14 protein-coding genes are annotated in these 18,438 nt (G+C 70.8%); 9 read left to right on the top strand and 5 right to left on the bottom strand.

The window, feature by feature from the left end:
- The first annotated feature begins 21 nt into the window (after positions 1-21).
- Positions 22-2,808 carry a glycosyl hydrolase gene (locus ACIQM3_RS17500; protein ID WP_401624752.1) on the top strand — a complete coding sequence of 929 codons (2,787 nt, stop codon included), beginning with the start codon at positions 22-24 and terminating at the stop codon, positions 2,806-2,808.
- 260 nt (positions 2,809-3,068) lie between these two features.
- Here the strand turns inward: ACIQM3_RS17500 and ACIQM3_RS17495 are convergent, their stop codons facing one another.
- From ACIQM3_RS17495 to ACIQM3_RS17480, 4 genes are read right to left on the bottom strand one after another with little or no spacing between them, the layout of a single operon-like run.
- A complete protein-coding gene (locus ACIQM3_RS17495) occupies positions 3,069-3,479 on the bottom strand; it encodes a hypothetical protein (protein WP_401624750.1) in 411 nt (136 codons plus the stop codon).
- Positions 3,480-3,525: 46 nt separating this feature from the next.
- Positions 3,526-4,047 (bottom strand): protease inhibitor I42 family protein, encoded by a 522-nt coding sequence (locus tag ACIQM3_RS17490; RefSeq protein WP_401624748.1) that lies wholly within the window; start codon positions 4,045-4,047, stop codon positions 3,526-3,528.
- Positions 4,028-5,611, bottom strand: a complete 1,584-nt coding sequence (locus ACIQM3_RS17485) for a peptidoglycan-binding protein (protein ID WP_401624747.1) — start codon at positions 5,609-5,611, stop codon at positions 4,028-4,030. Before ACIQM3_RS17485 ends, ACIQM3_RS17490 begins: the two co-directional genes overlap by 20 nt.
- Positions 5,612-5,622: 11 nt before the next feature.
- Positions 5,623-5,994, bottom strand: coding sequence for a hypothetical protein (locus tag ACIQM3_RS17480; RefSeq protein WP_401624745.1), 372 nt, complete (start codon positions 5,992-5,994; stop codon positions 5,623-5,625).
- 268 nt (positions 5,995-6,262) lie between these two features.
- On the opposite strand from ACIQM3_RS17480, the gene ACIQM3_RS17475 reads away from it, so the two are divergent.
- Positions 6,263-9,424: a discoidin domain-containing protein gene (locus ACIQM3_RS17475; RefSeq protein WP_401624743.1), complete on the top strand. Its 3,162-nt coding sequence runs from the start codon at positions 6,263-6,265 to the stop codon at positions 9,422-9,424.
- Between the two features lie 49 nt (positions 9,425-9,473).
- Here the strand turns inward: ACIQM3_RS17475 and ACIQM3_RS17470 are convergent, their stop codons facing one another.
- Complete coding sequence (locus ACIQM3_RS17470; RefSeq protein ID WP_401626437.1) at positions 9,474-10,292, bottom strand: DeoR/GlpR family DNA-binding transcription regulator; 819 nt, start codon at positions 10,290-10,292, stop codon at positions 9,474-9,476.
- Between the two features lie 270 nt (positions 10,293-10,562).
- Here ACIQM3_RS17470 and ACIQM3_RS17465 point away from each other — a divergent pair, with 270 nt between their 5' ends.
- From ACIQM3_RS17465 to ACIQM3_RS17435, 7 genes are read left to right on the top strand one after another with little or no spacing between them, the layout of a single operon-like run.
- Complete coding sequence (locus ACIQM3_RS17465) at positions 10,563-11,633, top strand: sugar ABC transporter substrate-binding protein (protein ID WP_401624741.1); 1,071 nt, start codon at positions 10,563-10,565, stop codon at positions 11,631-11,633.
- Between the two features lie 33 nt (positions 11,634-11,666).
- Positions 11,667-12,515, top strand: a complete 849-nt coding sequence (locus ACIQM3_RS17460; RefSeq protein WP_401624739.1) for an ATP-binding cassette domain-containing protein — start codon at positions 11,667-11,669, stop codon at positions 12,513-12,515.
- Positions 12,512-13,762 (top strand): sugar ABC transporter permease, encoded by a 1,251-nt coding sequence (locus ACIQM3_RS17455; RefSeq protein WP_401624737.1) that lies wholly within the window; start codon positions 12,512-12,514, stop codon positions 13,760-13,762. Before ACIQM3_RS17460 ends, ACIQM3_RS17455 begins: the two co-directional genes overlap by 4 nt.
- A gap of 3 nt (positions 13,763-13,765) precedes the next feature.
- Positions 13,766-15,277, top strand: a complete 1,512-nt coding sequence (locus tag ACIQM3_RS17450) for an FGGY family carbohydrate kinase (protein WP_401624735.1) — start codon at positions 13,766-13,768, stop codon at positions 15,275-15,277.
- Complete coding sequence (locus ACIQM3_RS17445) at positions 15,274-16,770, top strand: FGGY-family carbohydrate kinase (RefSeq protein ID WP_401624733.1); 1,497 nt, start codon at positions 15,274-15,276, stop codon at positions 16,768-16,770. The genes ACIQM3_RS17450 and ACIQM3_RS17445 overlap by 4 nt, the downstream gene beginning before the upstream one ends.
- Positions 16,767-17,390 (top strand): histidine phosphatase family protein, encoded by a 624-nt coding sequence (locus tag ACIQM3_RS17440; protein ID WP_401624732.1) that lies wholly within the window; start codon positions 16,767-16,769, stop codon positions 17,388-17,390. Before ACIQM3_RS17445 ends, ACIQM3_RS17440 begins: the two co-directional genes overlap by 4 nt.
- A complete protein-coding gene (locus ACIQM3_RS17435; protein ID WP_401624730.1) occupies positions 17,387-18,421 on the top strand; it encodes a 2-hydroxyacid dehydrogenase in 1,035 nt (344 codons plus the stop codon). The genes ACIQM3_RS17440 and ACIQM3_RS17435 overlap by 4 nt, the downstream gene beginning before the upstream one ends.
- The last annotated feature ends 17 nt before the right edge of the window (positions 18,422-18,438 follow it).

Raw genomic sequence — 18,438 nt, 5'->3', positions numbered from 1 at the left:
CCACGTGACGAGGTGCTGCCCATGCAAGCCTCCCTCTCCAGACCCGTAGCGGCGACGGTCCTGGCCATCGCCCTGGCCGCTGTGGGCCTCGGCCCTGCCGCATCCCCGGCGGCAGCCGCCACCATCCCCGCAGGTTCCGGCAGCTACACCGACAGCCGCCCCGCCGGTGCCTCCGGCCCCACCACCAACACCGGCGCCCCGGTCACACCCAAGCTCACGGCGGCGGCCAAGGACAAACCGGTCCCGACCAACGACTGGTGGTCCTCCCTCGCTTACCAGCGCTACGGCGACAACCCGTACTCCACCCCGATGTACGGGCACCCGCTGACCTATCAGGCGACCTCCGGCGGACTGGAGGTCGGCTACCCGACCACGCCCGTGGTCGTCGGCGAGGGCCGCCAGTACGAGTACGCGCACAAGGCGGACCTCACCGTCGGCCTCAACGGTCTGAACTCCCCGGACACCAAGGCCGACGACTGGTCCGACTGGACGGTCACCCCCTACTGGTCGGACGGCACCCGCACCCTGCGCACGACCATCGGGCACGGCATGCCCTTCGTGTACGCCAAGGGCTCCGGCGGCGACGCCCGCATCACCACGGCCGGCACCCCCACGGTCTTCGCGGACAACGGCAACGTCCTCGGCATCACCGTCGCCGGCCACCACTACGCCCTGTTCGCCCCGACCGGCAGCGACTGGGCCGTCTCCGGTTCCACGATCACCGCGGGCCTCGGCGGCAAGGACTACTTCTCGCTCGCGGTACTGCCGTCCACGGAGGCGCTCGCGACCTACCGGAAGTACGCCTTCAGCTTCGTCACCGGCTCCAAGGTGGCCTGGGAATCCGCCGGAGGCACGGTCAAGGCCACCTACAGCCTGACCACGGAGGCCAAGGAGGGCACCGAACGCGGCACGCTCCAGGCGCTGTACCGCCACCAGTGGCTGCACACCTCCGACGCACTCACGCCGTACACGTACGTCTCCCCGCGCGGCACCATGAAGGTGCGGGAGTCCGCCTCCTTCACCACCAGCCAGAAGAACCAGGGTGTGCTGCCCGCGCTCCCCGCATCCAGCGGGGTCGACAAGGTCCGGCTGACCGGATACCTGAACGAGGTGGCGAACGCCTCCGACCCGTTCTCCGGGGCCAGTGACACGTACTGGACCGGCAAGGCGCTCGGCCGCCTCGCCCAGCTGGTGCCCGTCGCCGACCAGATCGGCCAGCCGGGCATCCGGGACAAGCTGCTCGGCCTGATGAAGGGCCGCCTCCAGGAGTGGTTCACGGCGGGCGGCGCAGCTGAGTTCAGTTACGACAAGACCTGGAAGACGCTCACCGGCTACCCGGCCTCGTACGGCAGCGACACCGAGCTCAACGACCACCACTTCCACTACAGCTACTACGTGTACGCGGCGGCGATCGTCGCCCAGTACGACCAGGCGTGGGCCGCCGACTCCGCCTGGGGCACCATGGTCAAGACCCTGGTGCGGGACGCCGCCAACCCCAGCCGGACGGATGCCGCGTACCCGTTCCTGCGCGGCTTCGACGTCTACGCGGGCCACAGCTGGGCCTCCGGCCACCAGGGTTTCGCGGCGGGCAACAACCAGGAGTCCTCCTCGGAGTCCGTCAACCTCAGCGCGGGGCTCGTCCTGTGGGGCGCGGCGACGGGTGACACCGGGCTGCGCGACCTCGGCAGCTACCTGCTGACGACCGAGTCGGAAGCGATCACACAGTACTGGTTCGACGCCGACCAGCAGGTCTTCCCGGGCTCCTTCGGGCACGACACGGTCGGCATGGTGTGGGGCAGCGGCGGCGCGTACTCCACCTGGTGGACCGCGAACCCGGAGGAGATTCACGGCATCAACGTCCTGCCCGTCACCGGCGGTTCGCTGCACCTGGCCCGTGAGAAGGCCGCCATCAGGCGGAACATCGCGGAGATGGAGCGGGAGAACGGCGGACCGGCCGTCGAATGGCGCGACCTCCTGTGGGAGTTCGAGTCGCTGGCCGATCCGGCTGCGGCGAAGGCCAAATGGGACGCGGGGAACGCGGGTTACGGCCCGGAGCAGGGTGAGTCCAAGGCGCACACGTATCACTGGATCGCCACGCTCGACAGCCTGGGCGCGCCCGACCTGACCGTCAGCGGGAACATCCCGACGTCGGCGGTCTTCACCAAGAACGGAGTCCGTACGTACAGCGCCCACAACCATGGTTCCACCGCTCGCACAGTCACCTTCTCCGACGGCGCGACCCTCTCGGTGCCGGCCCGTTCCACGGCCACCGGCACGGGCGCCGGCGGCGGAGACCCCGACCCGGATCCCGAGGAGCCTGGCCCGTCCACCGGCAACACCTTCCGGCTCAAGACCGGCGGAACTCTCACGACCGCCACGGACAGTGCGGCGGGAGCCGACACGCTGGCCTCGGCCGACGGCGTCAACCGGGACGGCACGCCGTACAGGCCGACGGTCTACGAGATCAAGAAGGTCGACGGAACACTCGCACCGGGGGCGTCCACCGCCTTCCGCCTGCGGGTCGACGCAGGTACGAAGGTGGGTCTCGCCCCGCAGGTCAGGGTCAGTTACGACGTGACCGGGGACGGCACCTTCGACCGGACCGAGACCTTCCGCTACTTCGCGACCGACCCGGTCACGGGGTGGGAGGAGTACACCCAGGCCGTGGGCACCACAGCGGTGACCGGCAGCCTGGCCGACCTCAGGGGCGGAACGGTCCGCCTGGAGATCTGGAGCGCGCTGGGCAACGGCACGTCCCAGGTGCAGACCGGCACGGACGCGGCCGTCGTGAAGATCCCGTACGTCTAGGCCCTTCGTTTGGACAGGCCTCGCGAGCCCGGCATGATCCGGACGGGAGGCCCTGGACCTCGACGCGCGCGGCGGGTCCCGAGCACTCAGGCCGGGCCCGCCGTGTCTGTCTCGACCCCAGCTGTCTCCTCAAGTCGACCAAGCGCCACCGCATGGCCGAGAACACTCGATGTCCAGGCCCCGGCCCGGGGCCTTCCCCGCATCGGGGCAGGCGAGGAGAAGGCTCACGCCGACGCACTCGCTCGGACCGGCTGCTCGGATCACGTACTCCGGCCCCGCGCCCGGGCCAGCCGCTTCAGTTCGACGATGGTCGCCACAGCGCGCAGCCACGTTGCCGCGGTGTCGTCGGCCGCGATCCCGCCCACGAGTTCGGCGCCGGCCCGCAGCCACTCCCGTACGAGAACGGCCGCCTCCCGGCCGGGCAGGGGCTCGGGCAGCTCCGCGGCGCGGGCGAGTCCGCCGGCACGCACGGTGTCGGCGAGGAAGGCGACCGAGCGCGGCTCGGTGCCGAGGCGATCGAGGACGACGGCCGCGGCCGCGGCACCGTCGCCGAACAGGGCGGTGCGCCGGGGGCCGGGCTCGGCGGTGAGGCCGTAACGCAGCAGGACGGTGATGTCGAGCCGGGCCAGCTCGTCGTCCGTGCGGTCCGGCGGGTGCGGGGCGTCGTTCATGGCGGGGCCTCGGGTATCTCGTCTTCGCTGACTGGTCCGCCGCGGTTCAGCTGACGGTGACGGTGTAGGTGATGCGCTCGGGAGCCTGGGAGGGGGAGGTCGCCCCAGGGGCCGGGGTCGCGGACGGCCCGGTCGTCTCCGGGGGCAGCGTGGACGTGTTGCCCTGGCACGTGGTGAAGGTGCAATGCAGCAGCGTGAACCGGGTGGTTCCCTTGCCCTTGGCCTCGAAGGTGAAGGTGAGCCGGCTGCCCGCGCCGGGCGCCGGCTTGTCGCCGGAGTCGGACGCCTGGTCCCGGCCTCGGCTGACGAGCACCGAGCTGTCGGGCTCGGGGTCGACCAGGTACCAGTCCTCGCGGGTGGAGGCGTTCTGGTCGACGTTGAGCGTGAAGCGCTCGCCCGGCTCTGCGGTGATGTCGGTGTCCTTCGCCGTGTAGCTCTCAGGACTGTCCGAAGCGCCCGTGGAGCCGCCGGACGATTCTCCGGTGCCCGAGCCACAGCCCGTGGCGAGAGCCAGGAGCGCGGCCGCCGCGATCGCGGCACCGCCCTTGCTACCGCGGAAGGTAGACACTGTACGCGTCAGGGAGTTCACTGTTGGAAGCCTTGCCCATGTGGCCGTTGATGAAGTCGTCCTCGCTGACCCAGGTGGTCGAGCCCCAGGGGTTGTACACCTGAAGCATGTCACCCTCCTGGGCGATGATGGTCATCGCGTGTGCGCCGTCCTTGCCCGAGACGTCGACCGGCACCGGATGCCCCTGCGCCACCGACCTCTCGACTTCGGTGAGAGCCGCCCTGCGGTCGGCGGCGCTGTCCAGGTCCTGGCGTTCGTAGTCACTGCCGGTGGCACCGCCGACGGCGGAGTCGTTGATCCGTTCCTGCCCCTCGGACCCCATGCCCGTCCAGTTCTCGCCACCGTCGCCTTCGGTGTGCAGCCGGTGCTGTTCGGCTACCAGTCGCTGCTTGAAGGCGTCGGGGTCGTCTTCCTGCCCGTCGGGGCCACCGGTGAGTTCGAGCGCGTACAGGGGGTCGACCATGGCGCGGGACGTGACGGTGGACGAGGCCACGCAGGTGCCCTCGGAGCCGTCGCCGCCCTGGATCCACTTCTGTCCGTCGAACGTGACGGAGTCCGTGTTGCTGTTCGCGCCGTCCGCAGCCAGGCCCTCGTCGTTCATGCTGTCCGCCTCGGTGACCACCGGAGTGAGGTGCCGGCGCATCCAGTCGGAGTCCTTGCCGTGGATCTTGTCCTGGAACGTGCCGATCTCGGCGACGCTGTGGCCGGCGGCCAGGGCCTTCATCAGGTAGGCCCGCTCCTGCGGAGTCTCCGACTTCGCGAGCATCCGCTCCATGGCCATCTCGTCGTCGAGGCCCAGCAGGTCCATACGTGCCGATGCACGCTCCAGTTCGCCCGCCTTGAGGATCTCGTTGAGCTCGGCGTCGGCGCCCGCGACGCCGGTGTCGGCGAGCATCAGCTTGTCGACGGCGGTCAGTTCGCTGGTGCCCATCTTCCCGGCCCGCGCCTCTGCGGCCAGCTTGTTCAGATCCCGGGCCGCGACGCGGGTGGCCTCCTGCGCGTCGGACACGGCGGTGTGCATCAGGTCGACCGCGTAGGAGCTGAAGTGGGCGGCGTTCTTACGGTCCCACTCCTCTTCGTCGTTCTCGTGCATGTCGTCGAAGAAGCCGTCCCTGCCGCCGAGCGCGTTCTTCTGCTCCACCAGCTGTCCACGACCCCGCTCGTCCTGGCGCTGCGCGGCGCCGATCGCGTCGGCCAGAGTCAGCAGCACCGACGAGCCTTCGTGGAACGCCTCGCTCATCTGGGTCACGGCCCGCCCGGCGGCCTTCACCGCGTCGGAGGCGAGGACGCTCGTGTCGCCGACCCATACCTCCGCAAGGCCTTTGCGGCCCACCCGGTCGACCTGGTCGAAGACGGTGCCGACGTTGCCGACCTGGCTGCGGTAGAGGGTTGACAGGCCCTCGATGACTCCTTGGTCCCCACCCGGTGCGGGCACCGACAGGGCGTCGTCTATCAGGTCGAGGACCTCGTTCTTGCTCCCGGCGCCGAGCAGTTTCTTGGACAGCCCGGCGAGCCACGCGAGGCGGATGGAAGGGGAGTCGAAGGGAGAGGGGAAGAACGACACCGACCCACTCCTCAGTAGCTCGACAGGACCGAGCTGCGCCCGCCCTGCGTCGGTGTGGTGGGGATGCCGCTCGGGGCGTCGACGGAGACACCGGACACGCTCGTCCTCACGAGACCGTCGGTTCCGCGGTAGGCGTTCTTGGCCAACTGCACCTTGCCACCGAGCTCGTGCAACGCCGACGCCAGTGTCTTGGCCTCGGCCTCCCATGCCTTGACGAACGCGTTGAGGGCCGAAGCGGCGTCATCGCCGCCGGCATCGTCGTACGAGTAACTGGTGCGGGACCTGACAGCCGAGCTGACGCCGTCCATATCCGTTCCGGCGTCGTCGAGTTGCAGGGCCTGGCCGGTCATACCTGCCTTGGCCTGGTAGCCGTCGAAGCCCACCGCGCCTCCCCCGTATGCGTTCGATCATGGACCGCAGGCAGGCTAACACCCACTTCATATAAGAAGCTCACACGCCATCCGCCGCACACACTTCCTCGACATCACCCACCCCACAGCACACCCTCCAGGGCGAACGCTCCAGGTAGCCGCACCACCCACACCCACCCGTGCAACGGCGGCGGGGCAGACCCCTTGACGGGCGCAGGGCCAGGGGAAAGGATGACCAGGATGTCGTACTGACAACGTTGTCATAGCTCCGGAGGGCCCCATGACCGATGACCCGACCACCCTCGACAGACGAAGGTTCGTCCAACTCGCCGGACTGACAGGTCTGTTGGCCGCCGGTTCGCTGGCCTTCCCAGGTGCGGCGGCAGCGGATCCGACTGCCGTCATCGGAGGCCACCACGACGCCTCGGAGACGGACGACATCGCAGAAACCTATTACCAGGTGCTGCTGACGCACACGCGGTGGGCGGAGACGCAATGGGACTCCGCCCTCGGCCATTACACCGCCAAGGACTTCGGCTTCGCCGTTGTGCTCGGCAACGCCGTGCTCCTGACCCAGGGGACCTACGACCCCGGGCGTGCCGGCATCGGCAAGGACGAGCTGCTTTCCCGCACGATGGCCACCATCAAGCACTTCGCCGCCTCCAATCGCCTCACAGGAGGCACGGAGTGGGGCCGCACGTTGTTCTTCGACACGACCTTCCAGTTGTACTTCGTGCTCGCCGCGCGGCTGCTCTGGGATCAACTGGACGCCACCACGCGGCGGAATGTCGACACGATCGCCCGCGAACAGGCGCAATGCACCACCGCCCTCGGCAGCGGGAACGATCCCGCCTCCGGGAGCTGGACGCCGAACGGGCTCGAGGGTGGATTCGTCGGTGACACGAAGCTCGAGGAGATGGGCGTCTACGCCCAGTCGCTGGCACCGGGCCTCGCCTGGGCCACCGACGATCCCCGGCACGACGGGTGGACGGCGGCCTTCGGCCGGTGGACCCGGAACGAAGCAGGCCTGCCCGCCGCGGACCTGGCCAATCCCGCCCTGGTCGACGGAGTCGCCGTGCAGGCGAACACCGCGACGAACCTCTATGACACGTTCATCGTCGAGAACCACGACTCCTTCGGCCCGCACTACCAGGAGGAGTTGTGGCGTACCTCCGGCCGCAACGCCGCCCACTTCATCGCCGCGGGCCGGCCCATGCCGCAGGTCCTGACCGCGCAGCCGAACGCGGGGCCGTTGTGGCGCACTCTTCTGATGGTGATGAGCGACGCGGGCGAACCCCTGATGCCCATGGTGGCGGACCGCGAACACCTCTACGGACGCGACGTGATCCCGCTGGCCTTCCTCGCCCAGGTGACCGGGGACCGCTCCGCCGCCTGGGCGGAGGCGGCGATGGCGAAGCGGCTGGCGCCCTACCAGGCGTACGCCCCGGAGTACCGGCTCGCCAAGTTCTCGGGCGAGGCGAAGTACGAACCGGAGGCCAGGGCCGAGATCGCCATCAGCTATCTGCTGCACCGGTGGCGGGCTGCGCACGGCGGCGCCGTGGCACCGCTGTCCGACGAGGAGTTCTACGCGCGGGCCTCCGGGGTGCGGGACTTCGCCGAGGGCCCTGGCCTGGTGGTCCAGCAGACCCCGGCGGCCTGGGCGGCTGCGGTGAGCAAGCCGGGCTTCGTCAAGTTCGCGTGGCAGCCCGCCCATGACGACTGGCTGTTCGCGCTGAGCGGCAACACCCCGATGTTCCTGCCTTCGACCGGCGGCAAGGTGCTGCGCCGCTCGGTCACGACCTACCGGCAGGTCCGGGACGGTATCGACGCGACTGCCTCCGTACTCGAACTCGACACCGGGATCGCCGGTTTCACCACCCTGCCGTCGGGTGCGGTCGTCTACGCGACGAGCGGCACGGCCGCCGGAGAGGGGCACCTGCGGATACACAATCTGACGATGCCGGGGCTGGCGGGTCTGGACGGCAGTCGTACGTACACCTCGGCCGAGGGATCGGTTCAGGTGAAATCGAAGGACAGCGGGAACACCTCGGGCGGGACCGGGCCCCGGGTCGACACCCTCCTCCTCCCCCGCGGCACCCACCGTTTCGTCCGTATGCAGGGCGTCTCAGGGCACCCGCAGTACGGGTACTCCCTCTACACCTTCTCCGTCCGGGACGGCGCGGACGGCGCCGACCTCGCCCGCGGCGCTGCCGCCACCGCTTCGTCGGCGACGCCGGGCCGCGAGGCGGTGCGTGTGCTGGACGGCGACGACACCACCCGCTGGGCCGTCGCCGTCGCCGAACGCACCCGCCAGGACAGCTGGCTGACGGTCGACCTCGGCAGCTCCGTCGCCTTCGACCACGTCAGCCTGGCGTGGGAGTCCGCGGCTGCGACCCGGTACCTGATCCAGGGGTCCGACGACGGGGAGCACTGGACCGAACTGACCCGCTTCCCCGAGGCCGAACTCACGAGCCGCGGCGGCTGGCTCTCCGTGGACGGAAGGGCAGGACTGGTGGTGCGTGACAGCTCCAATCCCCTCGCCGTCTACGGTGACATGGTGGTGCTGTCGGACGGACCCGCCGAGGCCCTCACCATCGAGGGACATCCCACAGGAGACCCCGCCGCACTGAGGGCGGCGGCGTCCCGGAAGGCACCACAGGCCGGGAACTCCGCAGTTCACGCCAGCACCGCGGGCGGGCACCTGAGTCTGTTCAACCTCTCCACCGACGCCGTGAAGACCTTGGTGGCCTTGCCCCGGCAGGGCACCGGCCTCGTCCTCTACGCCGGTTCGCAGACGGTGACCTCCTCCGGCACCGATTTCGCGGCCGAACTGGACGGCGCGACCGCGGCTGTCGCCCCGGCCCGTTTCACCCTGCGGGCGGCGACGGGAGGGACGGTGCCGCCCGGCGTCCGGGCAGAGGTGGTCGACGCCTCGACCGTGCGGCTCGCCGGGCCGTCGTGCGACCTGTTCGTGACGGCGGACAACGGCCGGCGCACCAAGGTCCGGCTGCGCCGCGGCCGGACCGCGACGGTGACGGAGCGCGGCGTCGTCCCTTATCCGCTCGGAGACGCAGCGTTGGGATGCGACGCGTTCCCGAACGCACCGCGCCCGGCCGGCATGTCGGACCCGTCAGCCGCGGTTGACGGCGACCGGCGGACATCGTGGACCCCGGGATCCGGCCAGGCCCGGATGGTCGTGGACCTCGGTTCGGTCCGGCCTGTCGGACGGGTCCTCGCGGAGTGGACGACGAGCAGGATCCCGGACTCCACCGTCGAGTTCAGCGACGACGGGGTCACCTACCGGCCCGGTGGGAGCCTTCGGGGCCGCACCACCACGACCGGCCTCTCCGCCGGCACCACCGCCCGCTACGTAGCGCTGGACGTCTCGGGCTGGACCCGCGGGCACGCACGCCTCAGGACCCTTTCCGTACTCCCCCGGTAAAGCCCTCCGGCGCCCCACGCACACAGGAACACGGACACACCACGTTCCGCTACCGCCGCGGTCCGGTGCCGGGTGGCGGCTGCGCCCGCGGTGGTTCCGGTCGGGCCACGAGTACCTCGACGCCGTCCGCCTGGAGGGCGTCGAGGTCGAAGGCCGGGATGCCCGAGTCGACGATGACGAGGTCGAACGCCGTCACGGGGGCCAGTTGGTAGAGCCCGCGCCGGCGGAACTTCGTGTGGTCGACCAGAAGGATCTTGCGGGCGCACGCATCCATCAGGGCTCGCTTCACCGCCACCGTCTCCTGCGACTGGTGGTAGCAGTGGCCGCGGGTGATGGCGGTCGTGGAGGCGAAGAGCGTGTCGGCGCTGAGACTGGTCACGGCGTCCACCGTGCGCAGGCCGAGGAAGGCGTCGTAGGCGGGGTAGTAGGTGCCGCCCAGGGAGATGAGCTCGATGCCCGGGCTGCCGGCCAGCGTCTGGGTGACGGGACCGAAGTTGGTGATGACGGTCAACGGGGCGTGCCGGGCCAGGAGACGGGTGAGCGCCAGAGCCGTCGTACTGTCGTCGATGACGACCGCCTGCCCGGGCTTGACCAGCGGCAGGGCGGCTCGGGCGATGGCCTCCTTCGCCGCCGTCATGGCGCGGGCACGGTGGCGCACGTCGCCGTGGAAGGCGGTCGAGGGCTGCGCCGTCGCGCCCCCGCGGACCTTTCTCAGCCAGCCCCGGTCCTGCAGGTAGTCGAGGTCCCTGCGGATGGTCATGGCGGTCACGCCGAGCTCGTCCGCCAGTTGCTCGATCCGGACGAAGCCCCTGTCCACGACGCGGACTTTGATCCGCTCCCTCCGCTCGCGGGGTTTCCTGCCGCTCATGTCGGCCGGTTGCCGGTCCTCTGCTCCCACAGGCGCTCCTGTTCCTTTTCTGTGAAGTGCACATCCCCTGCCGCCGCCGTCGCCCCGTTGCGGAACGAGGGACCTCGGCCGGAGTCCGCATCCCGCACGCCTTGATCCCGAACGCCGAGCGAACATCGAATGCCGGGGAAACAGCGCGGCAATTGTTCAATTACTGCGGTCCGTTGACACAAATGAAACATCTGAGTTTCCTGAGCGTTGCCTTCAGTGTCGATGCGCAGGGAGTGGAACATGAGAAGACCGGCACGTCTCGCTCTCACCGGCATCCTCGCCATGGGCGCGCTCGTATCGTGCGCGGAGGAGCCCGGCGGCACGACCGGCTCCGGCGGCGGCAGCGGCACGGGCAAGGTCGCGTTCCTGATGCCCGACCTCGCCTCCACCCGGTACGAGCAGTACGACGCCCCCCTTTTCAAGAAGCGCATGGGGGCGCTCTGCCAGGAATGCAAGGTCATCTACCAGAACGCCGACAGTGACGCGTCGTTGCAGCAGCAGCAGGCCAACTCGGCGATGGCCCAGGGCGCCAAGGTCATCGTGCTGGACCCGGTCGACTCCGATTCCGCCTCCACCATCGTGCAGATGGCGCATTCCCAGGGCGTCAAGGTGATCGCCTACGACCGCCCGGTGACCAAGAAGGCCGCGGATTTCTATGTCTCGTTCGACAACGAGGCGATCGGCGAATCCATCGGCCGGTCGCTGGTCGGCCGCCTCGAGAAGACGGGAGCGAAGGGCGGACTGCTCCAGGTCAACGGGTCTCCGACCGACGCCGCCGCCGGGCTGATCAAGAAGGGGATCCACAAGGCGATCGACGACAGCGGGTTCGAACTGCTCGCCGAGTACGACACGCCGGACTGGTCGCCGGAGAAGGCGCAGCAGTGGGCGAGCGGGCAGATCGCCCAGTATCCCGGCCGGATCGCCGGTGTGGTGGCCGCCAACGACGGCACCGGGGGCGGGGTGATCGCGGCCTTCAAGGGTGCCGAGGTGAAGGTCCCTCCGGTCACCGGCAACGACGCCGAGCTGGCGGCGGTCCAGCGCGTCGTCTCGGGTGACCAGTACAACACCATCTCCAAGCCCATCAAGACGGTCGCGGAGGCGGCGGCGGAGGCCGCCCATCAGCTGATGGAGGGTAAGACGCCCAAGGGGGACTCGACGCTCTTCGACACGCCTTCGCAGCTTTTCGAGCCGACGGTGGTGACGCGGGAGAACGTCAAAGAGGTCATCTTCGGTCCCGGCGGGGTGCTCGAGCCCGCGGATGTCTGCACCCGCGTGTACGCCGACGACTGCCGGCGTCTGGGCATCGAGTAGCGGCGGCCTGTGCCGGAGCGAGAGAGGGTAACCATGACGAGCTCCGCGATCCCGGCGGCCCCCGGTTCGCCTGGGACGGGCCCGGGAACCGACGGGACGGTCGTACTGTCGCTGAGGGGTGTGAGCAAGCAGTTCGGCGCCGTCGCCGCGCTCAGCGGGATCGATCTCGATGTCGCGGCCGGTGAGGTGGTGGCCGTGGTCGGGGACAACGGCGCCGGCAAGTCCACCCTCGTCAAGATCCTCTCCGGGGTGTACGCGCCCGACGCGGGGGCGGTCTCCTTCCACGGAAGGGAGGTCTCGTTCGACTCCCCGGGCGACGCGCACGCGCTGGGCATCGCGACGGTCTACCAGGACCTGGCGCTGTGCGAGAACCTAGACGTCAAGGCGAACCTCTTCCTGGGCCAGGAGCTACGGCCCTGGATGCTGGACGACGTCGCCATGGAGAAGCGGTCCTGGGAACTGCTGCGCGAGCTGAGGGCCAGGATTCCCACGCTCGACGTCCCGGTGGCCGCCCTCTCGGGCGGTCAGCGGCAGACGGTGGCGATCGCCCGGGCCCTGCTCGGCCGGCCGGAGGTCGTCCTGCTCGACGAACCGACGGCCGCCCTCGGTGTCGCCCAGACCGCGGAGGTGCTCAACCTCATCGAGCGGCTGAGGGGCAAGGGGCTCGGCGTCGTCATGATCAGCCACAACATGGAGGACGTCCGGGCGGTCGCCGACCGGGTGGCCGTGCTCCGGCTCGGGCGCAACAACGGTGTGTTCGACGCCCGGGAGGTCTCTTCCGAGGAGGTCGTCGCCGCGATCACCGGGGCCTCCGACAACGCCGTTTCGCAGCGTGCCGCGCGCCGCGCGGTCACTTCTCGGGAAGAGGAGGGACAGTCGTGACCTCTCTCGGTTCTCCCGTGGCGGCGGCCACCGACCTGCAGGACGAGCCTCCGGCGGCGCGGCACGGTTTCCGGGACAGCGTCCGGGGCACGGTCCGCCGGGCGCGGGCCGGCGACCTGGGCATGCTGCCGGTCGTCGCCGGTGTCGTGGTGATCTGGACGATCTTCCAGTCGCTGAACCGGACCTTCCTGTCCAGCACCAACCTGGTGAACCTGTCCTTCGACATGGTGTCCCTGGGGGTGATCGCGCTCGGCATCGTGTGCGTCCTGCTCGTCGGCCAGATCGACCTGTCGGTCGGATCGGTGAGCGGGGTCGCCGCCGCCACCACTGGCGTGGTGATGGTCCGTCACGAGCAGTCGGTGTGGCTGGCGGTCCTGATCGCCGCCGGAGTCGGCGCGCTGATCGGCTGGGTCTACGGGCAGGTGCTGAACCGCTTCGGAGTGCCCAGCTTCGTCGTCACCCTCGGCGGCCTGCTCGCCTTCCTCGGCACCCAGCTCTGGCTCCTGCGCGGCCAGAACGCCATCAATCTGCCGTACGACTCCGCCCTGGTGAAGTTCGCCCAGGTGTGGTTCGTCCCCGACGCCCTGGCCTACGCCCTCATGCTCCTGACCGCGGGCGGTTTCCTCGCCGTCGGCCTGGCCCGGTCCCGCAGCCGCCGCCGTGCCGGGCTGTCGTCCGTCTCGCCGCGGTGGCTGGCGGTGCAGTCCCTGGCCCTGGCGGCGGCGCTGCTGTTCGCGGCGTACTACCTGAACCGCACCCGTGGTGTGCCCTGGATGTTCGTGCTCTTCGTCGCCCTGGTCCTGATCCTGCACTACGTCCTCACCCGGACCGGGTTCGGCCGGTCGCTGTACGCGGTGGGCGGCAATGCGGAGGCCGCCCGCAGGGCCGGAATCGACGTACGCGGCGTGTACACCGCGGCGTTCGTCATGTGTTCCACACTCGCCGCGACCGGCGGGGTCCTGGCCGCCGCCCGTCTCGCGGCGGCGAACCAGAGCACCGGCACGGCGGACGTGAACCTGAACGCCATCGCCGCGGCGGTGATCGGCGGGACCAGCCTCTTCGGCGGCCGTGGTTCCGCCTTCGCCGCCCTCCTCGGCGTGCTCGTCATCCAGTCGATCTCCAGCGGGCTCACCCTGCTCAATCTCGACTCCTCGTACCGCTTCATCATCACGGGCTGCGTGCTGCTGGTCGCCGTCGCCCTGGACTCCGCCGCCCGCCGCTCGCGGCAGGCACACGGAAGGGGCTGAGGCATGACGTCGCTGGCCATCGACGCGGGCACCACCACGGTCAAGGTGGTCGGATACGGCCCGGACGGAACAGAACTGACGGCCAGCCACCGGCCGACGCGGGTGCTGCGGCCCCGGCCGGGTCTGGCGGAGCAGGACATGGGCCAGGTCTGGGAGGCGGTCGTCTCCGCGATCCGCGAAGTCGTGGCCGCGCTGCCCGAGCCGCCCGATCTGGTGGCCGTCACCGGGCAGGGTGACGGAGCATGGCTCGTCGACGACCGGGGCCGCCCCACCGGGCCCGCCGTGCTGTGGAACGACGGCCGGGCCGCCGACCTGGTCACCGGGTGGGAGCGCGACGGCACCCTGGAGCAGGCCTTCAGGATCTGCGGCTCCCGGCTGTCCACCGGCATGCCCAACGCCGTGCTGGCCTGGATGCGGGAGCACGACCCGGACCGGACTCGACGCTCCCGCCACCTGCTGACCTGCGGTGGCTGGCTCTTCCTGAAGCTCACCGGCGAAGCGGCCGTGGACGAGTCCGAAGCGTCGGCGCCCTTCCTGGACATCGGGCGACGTACGTGGTCCGACCGGCTGTTCGAGCTGTACGGCGTGGAGTGGGCCCGTGACCTGCTGCCCGAGCTGCGGGACGACGACCACCGTGTGGCCGCGCTCAGCACCGCCGCCACCGCCGGGACGGGGCTGCCCGAGGGCATCCCGGTGGTGCTGGCCCCCTACGACATCTGCGCGACCGCGATCGGCTCCGGCGCCGTCAGCGCCGGCCGGGCCTGCACCGTGCTCGGCACCACGCTGTCCACCGAGATCGTCACCGACTCGGCCGGCTGTGTGCTCACCGACGAGCCGGTGGGCATCACCGTCGCCCTGGGCGTCCCAGGGCACTATCTGCGTGCCTTCCCCACCATGAGCGGCGGCGACATGCTGCACTGGGGCGCACGGCTCCTCGGGCTCGGCTCCGTCGCGGACCTGATGGCTCTGGCGGAGCGCGGCGCCGAGGACACGGCCGGAGTGCGGTTCCTGCCCTACGTCTCCTCGGCCGGTGAACGCGCCCCGTTCTTCGACCCGGGGGCGCGCGGTTCCCTGTCCGGCCTGTCCCTGGACAGCGGCCGGGAGGACGTGGCCCGCGCGGTGGTGGAGGGCGCCACCATGGCCATCCGGGACTGTCTGGCCGCCTCCGTGGCCACCCCGGAACTGTTGACCCTGAGTGGGGGCGGTGCCCGGAGCGCGTACTGGACGCGGCTGATCGCGGATGTCGTCGGCCTGCCGGTGGCGATCCCCGCCGACGCGGAGACCGGGGCCCGCGGCGCCTGGCTGACCGGCATGGTCGCGACCGGCCGTGAGCCCGACTTCGCGACGGCGGCGGCACGGCACGTACGGATCTCCGCGACCTACGAGCCGGACCCGGCCAAGGGCCGGTCCGTGGGTGCTCGTTACGAGGAGTTCGTCCGGCTGCGGGAGCTGCACCGGCCGATCTGGGCGCTCGGGCGCGACGGCGCGGGTCTCGTCGGCGGAGCGGGCGCGTGAGCGGCGCCGACCAGGACGTCTGGCTTGGCATCGATCTGGGCACACAGGGGGTCCGCGCGGTCGCCGTGTCCTCGGACGGCCGGCTGCTCGGGTCGGGATCGTCGCCGCTGACCAGTAACCGGCGGGGCGAACGCCATGAGCAGGACCCGGAACAGTGGTGGCGTGCGGTCTGCTCGGCCGTGGGGCAGACCTGCGCCACGGGCGCCGACCCGCGCCGCATCCGCGCCGTGGCCGTCGACGCGACCTCCGGAACCGTCACTCTGACCGACCGGCACGGCAGGTGTGTCGTCCCCGGCCTCATGTACGACGACGGCCGCGCGACCGTGGAGGCGGAGCAGGTCAACGCGCTCGGCGAAGAGCAGTGGGCCAAGGCCGGCTACCGGCGGATGCAGCGTTCCTGGGGACTTCCCAAGCTCCGCTGGCTGCTCGACCGGTATCCGCACGCGGTGGCGGACGGCTGGCGCCTCGCGCACCAGAACGACGTCATCAACCGCAGGCTCGTCGGGCACGAGGTGCCCACCGACACCAGCAACGCGCTCAAGTCCGGGGCCGACGCCGCGGCGGTGTCATGGCCGGAGAAGGTCTTCGCCGCGCTGGCGATCCCCACCGGTGTCCTGCCCGGCCTGGTGCTGCCCGGCACCTTGATCGGCGAGGTCTGCGCCGGTGCCGCGGCGGAGTGCGGGCTCGTCCCGGGGATTCCCGTGGTCGCCGGGATGACGGACGGCTGTGCGGCCCAACTGGGTTCCGGGGCGACCGCGGTCGGCAGCTGGAACTCGGTCCTGGGCACCACACTCGTGCTCAAGGGTGTCACCGAGGAACTGCTGCACGACCCGAACGGTGTCGTCTACTCCCACCGCTCGCCCTCCGGCCACTGGCTGCCCGGCGGTGCTTCCAGCACCGGTGCGGGCCTGGTCGCCCGGGAGTTCCCCGGCGTCGGGCTGGAGCTGCTGACCGACGAGGCGGCGCCTCTGCTGCCCACGGGGCTGCTGCGCTATCCGCTGGTCTCACCCGGGGAGCGTTTCCCCTTCGTGGCCCCGGAGGCCGTGGCGTTCCGCAGCCGGGAACCGGCGGGCCGTGCCGAGGACTTCGCCGCGCTGATGCAGGGAGTCGCGTATCTCGAACGCCTCTGCTTCGACTATGTGGACCTGCTCGGCGCCCCCACCGACGGGGCCGTCGTCCTCACCGGCGGCGCGACCCGCAACCCGGTGTGGAACCAGCTCCGCGCCGATGTGTTGCGCCGGCCCGTGTCCCTGCCCCGCCATGCCCAGCCCGCCCTCGGCATGGCTGTTCTCGCCGCTTCCTCCTGCGGGGACCCGGGCGGTCTGGACCGTGCCGCCGCCGCGATGGTGCGGCCCGACCGGGTGCTGGAGCCACGGCCCTCGGACCGATCCGCACATGACGAGGGCTACGCCCGGCTGCTCGATCTGCTGGTCCAGCGTGGCTGGCTGCCCGAGACCGTCGCGGCCCACGCACGAGAAGGGACCGCACCATGAGCCTCCATGTCTTCCTCGTACGGCACGGGGAGAGCGTCTGGCACGCCGAGAACCGCTACGCCGGGGTCACCGACATCGATCTCTCCGAGCACGGCCGCGCCCAGGCCGCCGGGCTCGCTTCCTGGGCAGGCCGGGCGGATCTCACGGCGGTGTGGTCCTCACCGATGCGACGCTGCCGGCAGACCGCGGAGGGGAGCGCGGCCCGCGCCGTTCTGCCGCTGAATCTCGAACCACGGCTGCGCGAACTCGATTTCGGCCTCGCCGAGGGGATGACCCGCGCCGAGATGCGGGAGCGCATGCCCGGCGCGCTCAAGGCCTTCGAGGCCGACCCGGTCGGGAGCCACTTCCCGGAGGGGGAGGACCCCGTCGCCGTCAGCGAACGCTGTGCCGGCTTCCTCGCCGGTCTGCGGGCCGGTCACCAGGAGGGACGCGTCCTCGTCGTGGCCCACTCGACCGCCATCCGGCTCACCCTCTGCCGACTGCTCGGTATCCCGCTCCGGGAGTACCGCCGTGTCTTCCCCTACCTGGCCAACTGCGCGTTGAACGAACTGATCCTCCGAGACGGCACACCCTCGCTGCTGGCCCTGAACCAGCACGTGACCCCAGGAGCACCCGAGTGACCACGATCCTCGCGGCCGGCGACCACTTCGTCCGTAACACCCTCTTCACCGACCACCTCCGGCCGGTCGCCCCCGAGGCCACCTTCCGTGAACTCACCCTGCCGTGGCCCGTCGAGCCCTTCGGAGCGGTGGCCGAGGTCCACGAGGCCTCCGGCACGGAGGACCAGCTCATCGAGGCCCTGGACGGTGTGGACATCTGCGTCACCCAGATGGCGCCGCTGACGGAGCGGGTCCTCGATGCCAGCCCAGGGCTCCGTCTCTTCTGCGTCGGGCGGGGCGGCCCGGTCAACGCCAATCTCGCGGCGGCCACCCGGCACGGTGTCGCGGTCACCTTCGCCCCCGGCCGCAACGCCACCGCCACCGCCGAGCACACGGTCGCCCTGATGCTGGCTGCCACCCGCCGCGTACCCGCCACCCATCAGGACCTCACGGCGGGCGTCTGGCGGGGCGACTACTACCGCTACGACAGCGTCGGCCCCGAACTTGAGGGCAGCACGGTCGGCATCGTGGGATACGGCGCCATCGGCTCCCGGGTGGCCCGGATCGTCCAGGGTTTCGGCGCGCGTGTCCTGGTCGCCGATCCGTACGCCGACGACGCCGTCCTGGGGCCGGCGGAACGGGTGGACCTCCCCGAGCTGATGCGCCGCTCGTCCTTCGTCACCGTGCACGCCCGGGCCACCCCGAAGACCGAGGGGCTGCTCTCCCGTGAGCTGATCGGACTCATGCCGCCCGGGGGCGTCCTCGTGAACTGTGCGCGTGGCTCCCTGCTCGACTACGACGCCGTCTGTGACGCCCTGGACGAGGGCCGCCTCTTCGGCGCGGCCTTCGACGTCTACCCGGAGGAGCCGCTGCCGCCCGGCTCCCGGCTCCGGCGTACCCCCAACGTCGTCATGACCCCGCATCTGGCGGGCGCCAGCAAGCAGACCGCCCACAACGCGTCCGCCCTCGTGGCCGGTGAGGTCGCCCGCTTCCTGGCCGGCCGCGCCCCGGCCCACTGCGCGAACCCGGAGGTGCTGCGGACCTGGTCGTGACGGACGTACGAAGGGAG

The organism is Streptomyces sp. NPDC091271 (assembly GCF_044757505.1).
Lineage (GTDB): Bacteria > Actinomycetota > Actinomycetes > Streptomycetales > Streptomycetaceae > Streptomyces.
Note: the sequence above shows the minus strand (reverse complement) of the source record. Positions and strands in the feature narration are given on the sequence as shown.

Bases quoted from the DNA above. Each gene is read 5' to 3' on its own strand.
- ACIQM3_RS17500 (WP_401624752.1), top strand. From the start codon at position 22: ATGCAAGCCTCCCTCTCCAGACCCGTAGCGGCGACGGTCCTGGCCATC.
- ACIQM3_RS17495 (WP_401624750.1), bottom strand. From the start codon at position 3,479: ATGAACGACGCCCCGCACCCGCCGGACCGCACGGACGACGAGCTGGCC.
- ACIQM3_RS17475 (WP_401624743.1), top strand. From the start codon at position 6,263: ATGACCGATGACCCGACCACCCTCGACAGACGAAGGTTCGTCCAACTC.
- ACIQM3_RS17470 (WP_401626437.1), bottom strand. From the start codon at position 10,292: ATGAGCGGCAGGAAACCCCGCGAGCGGAGGGAGCGGATCAAAGTCCGC.
- ACIQM3_RS17465 (WP_401624741.1), top strand. From the start codon at position 10,563: ATGAGAAGACCGGCACGTCTCGCTCTCACCGGCATCCTCGCCATGGGC.
- ACIQM3_RS17460 (WP_401624739.1), top strand. From the start codon at position 11,667: ATGACGAGCTCCGCGATCCCGGCGGCCCCCGGTTCGCCTGGGACGGGC.
- ACIQM3_RS17450 (WP_401624735.1), top strand. From the start codon at position 13,766: ATGACGTCGCTGGCCATCGACGCGGGCACCACCACGGTCAAGGTGGTC.
- ACIQM3_RS17440 (WP_401624732.1), top strand. From the start codon at position 16,767: ATGAGCCTCCATGTCTTCCTCGTACGGCACGGGGAGAGCGTCTGGCAC.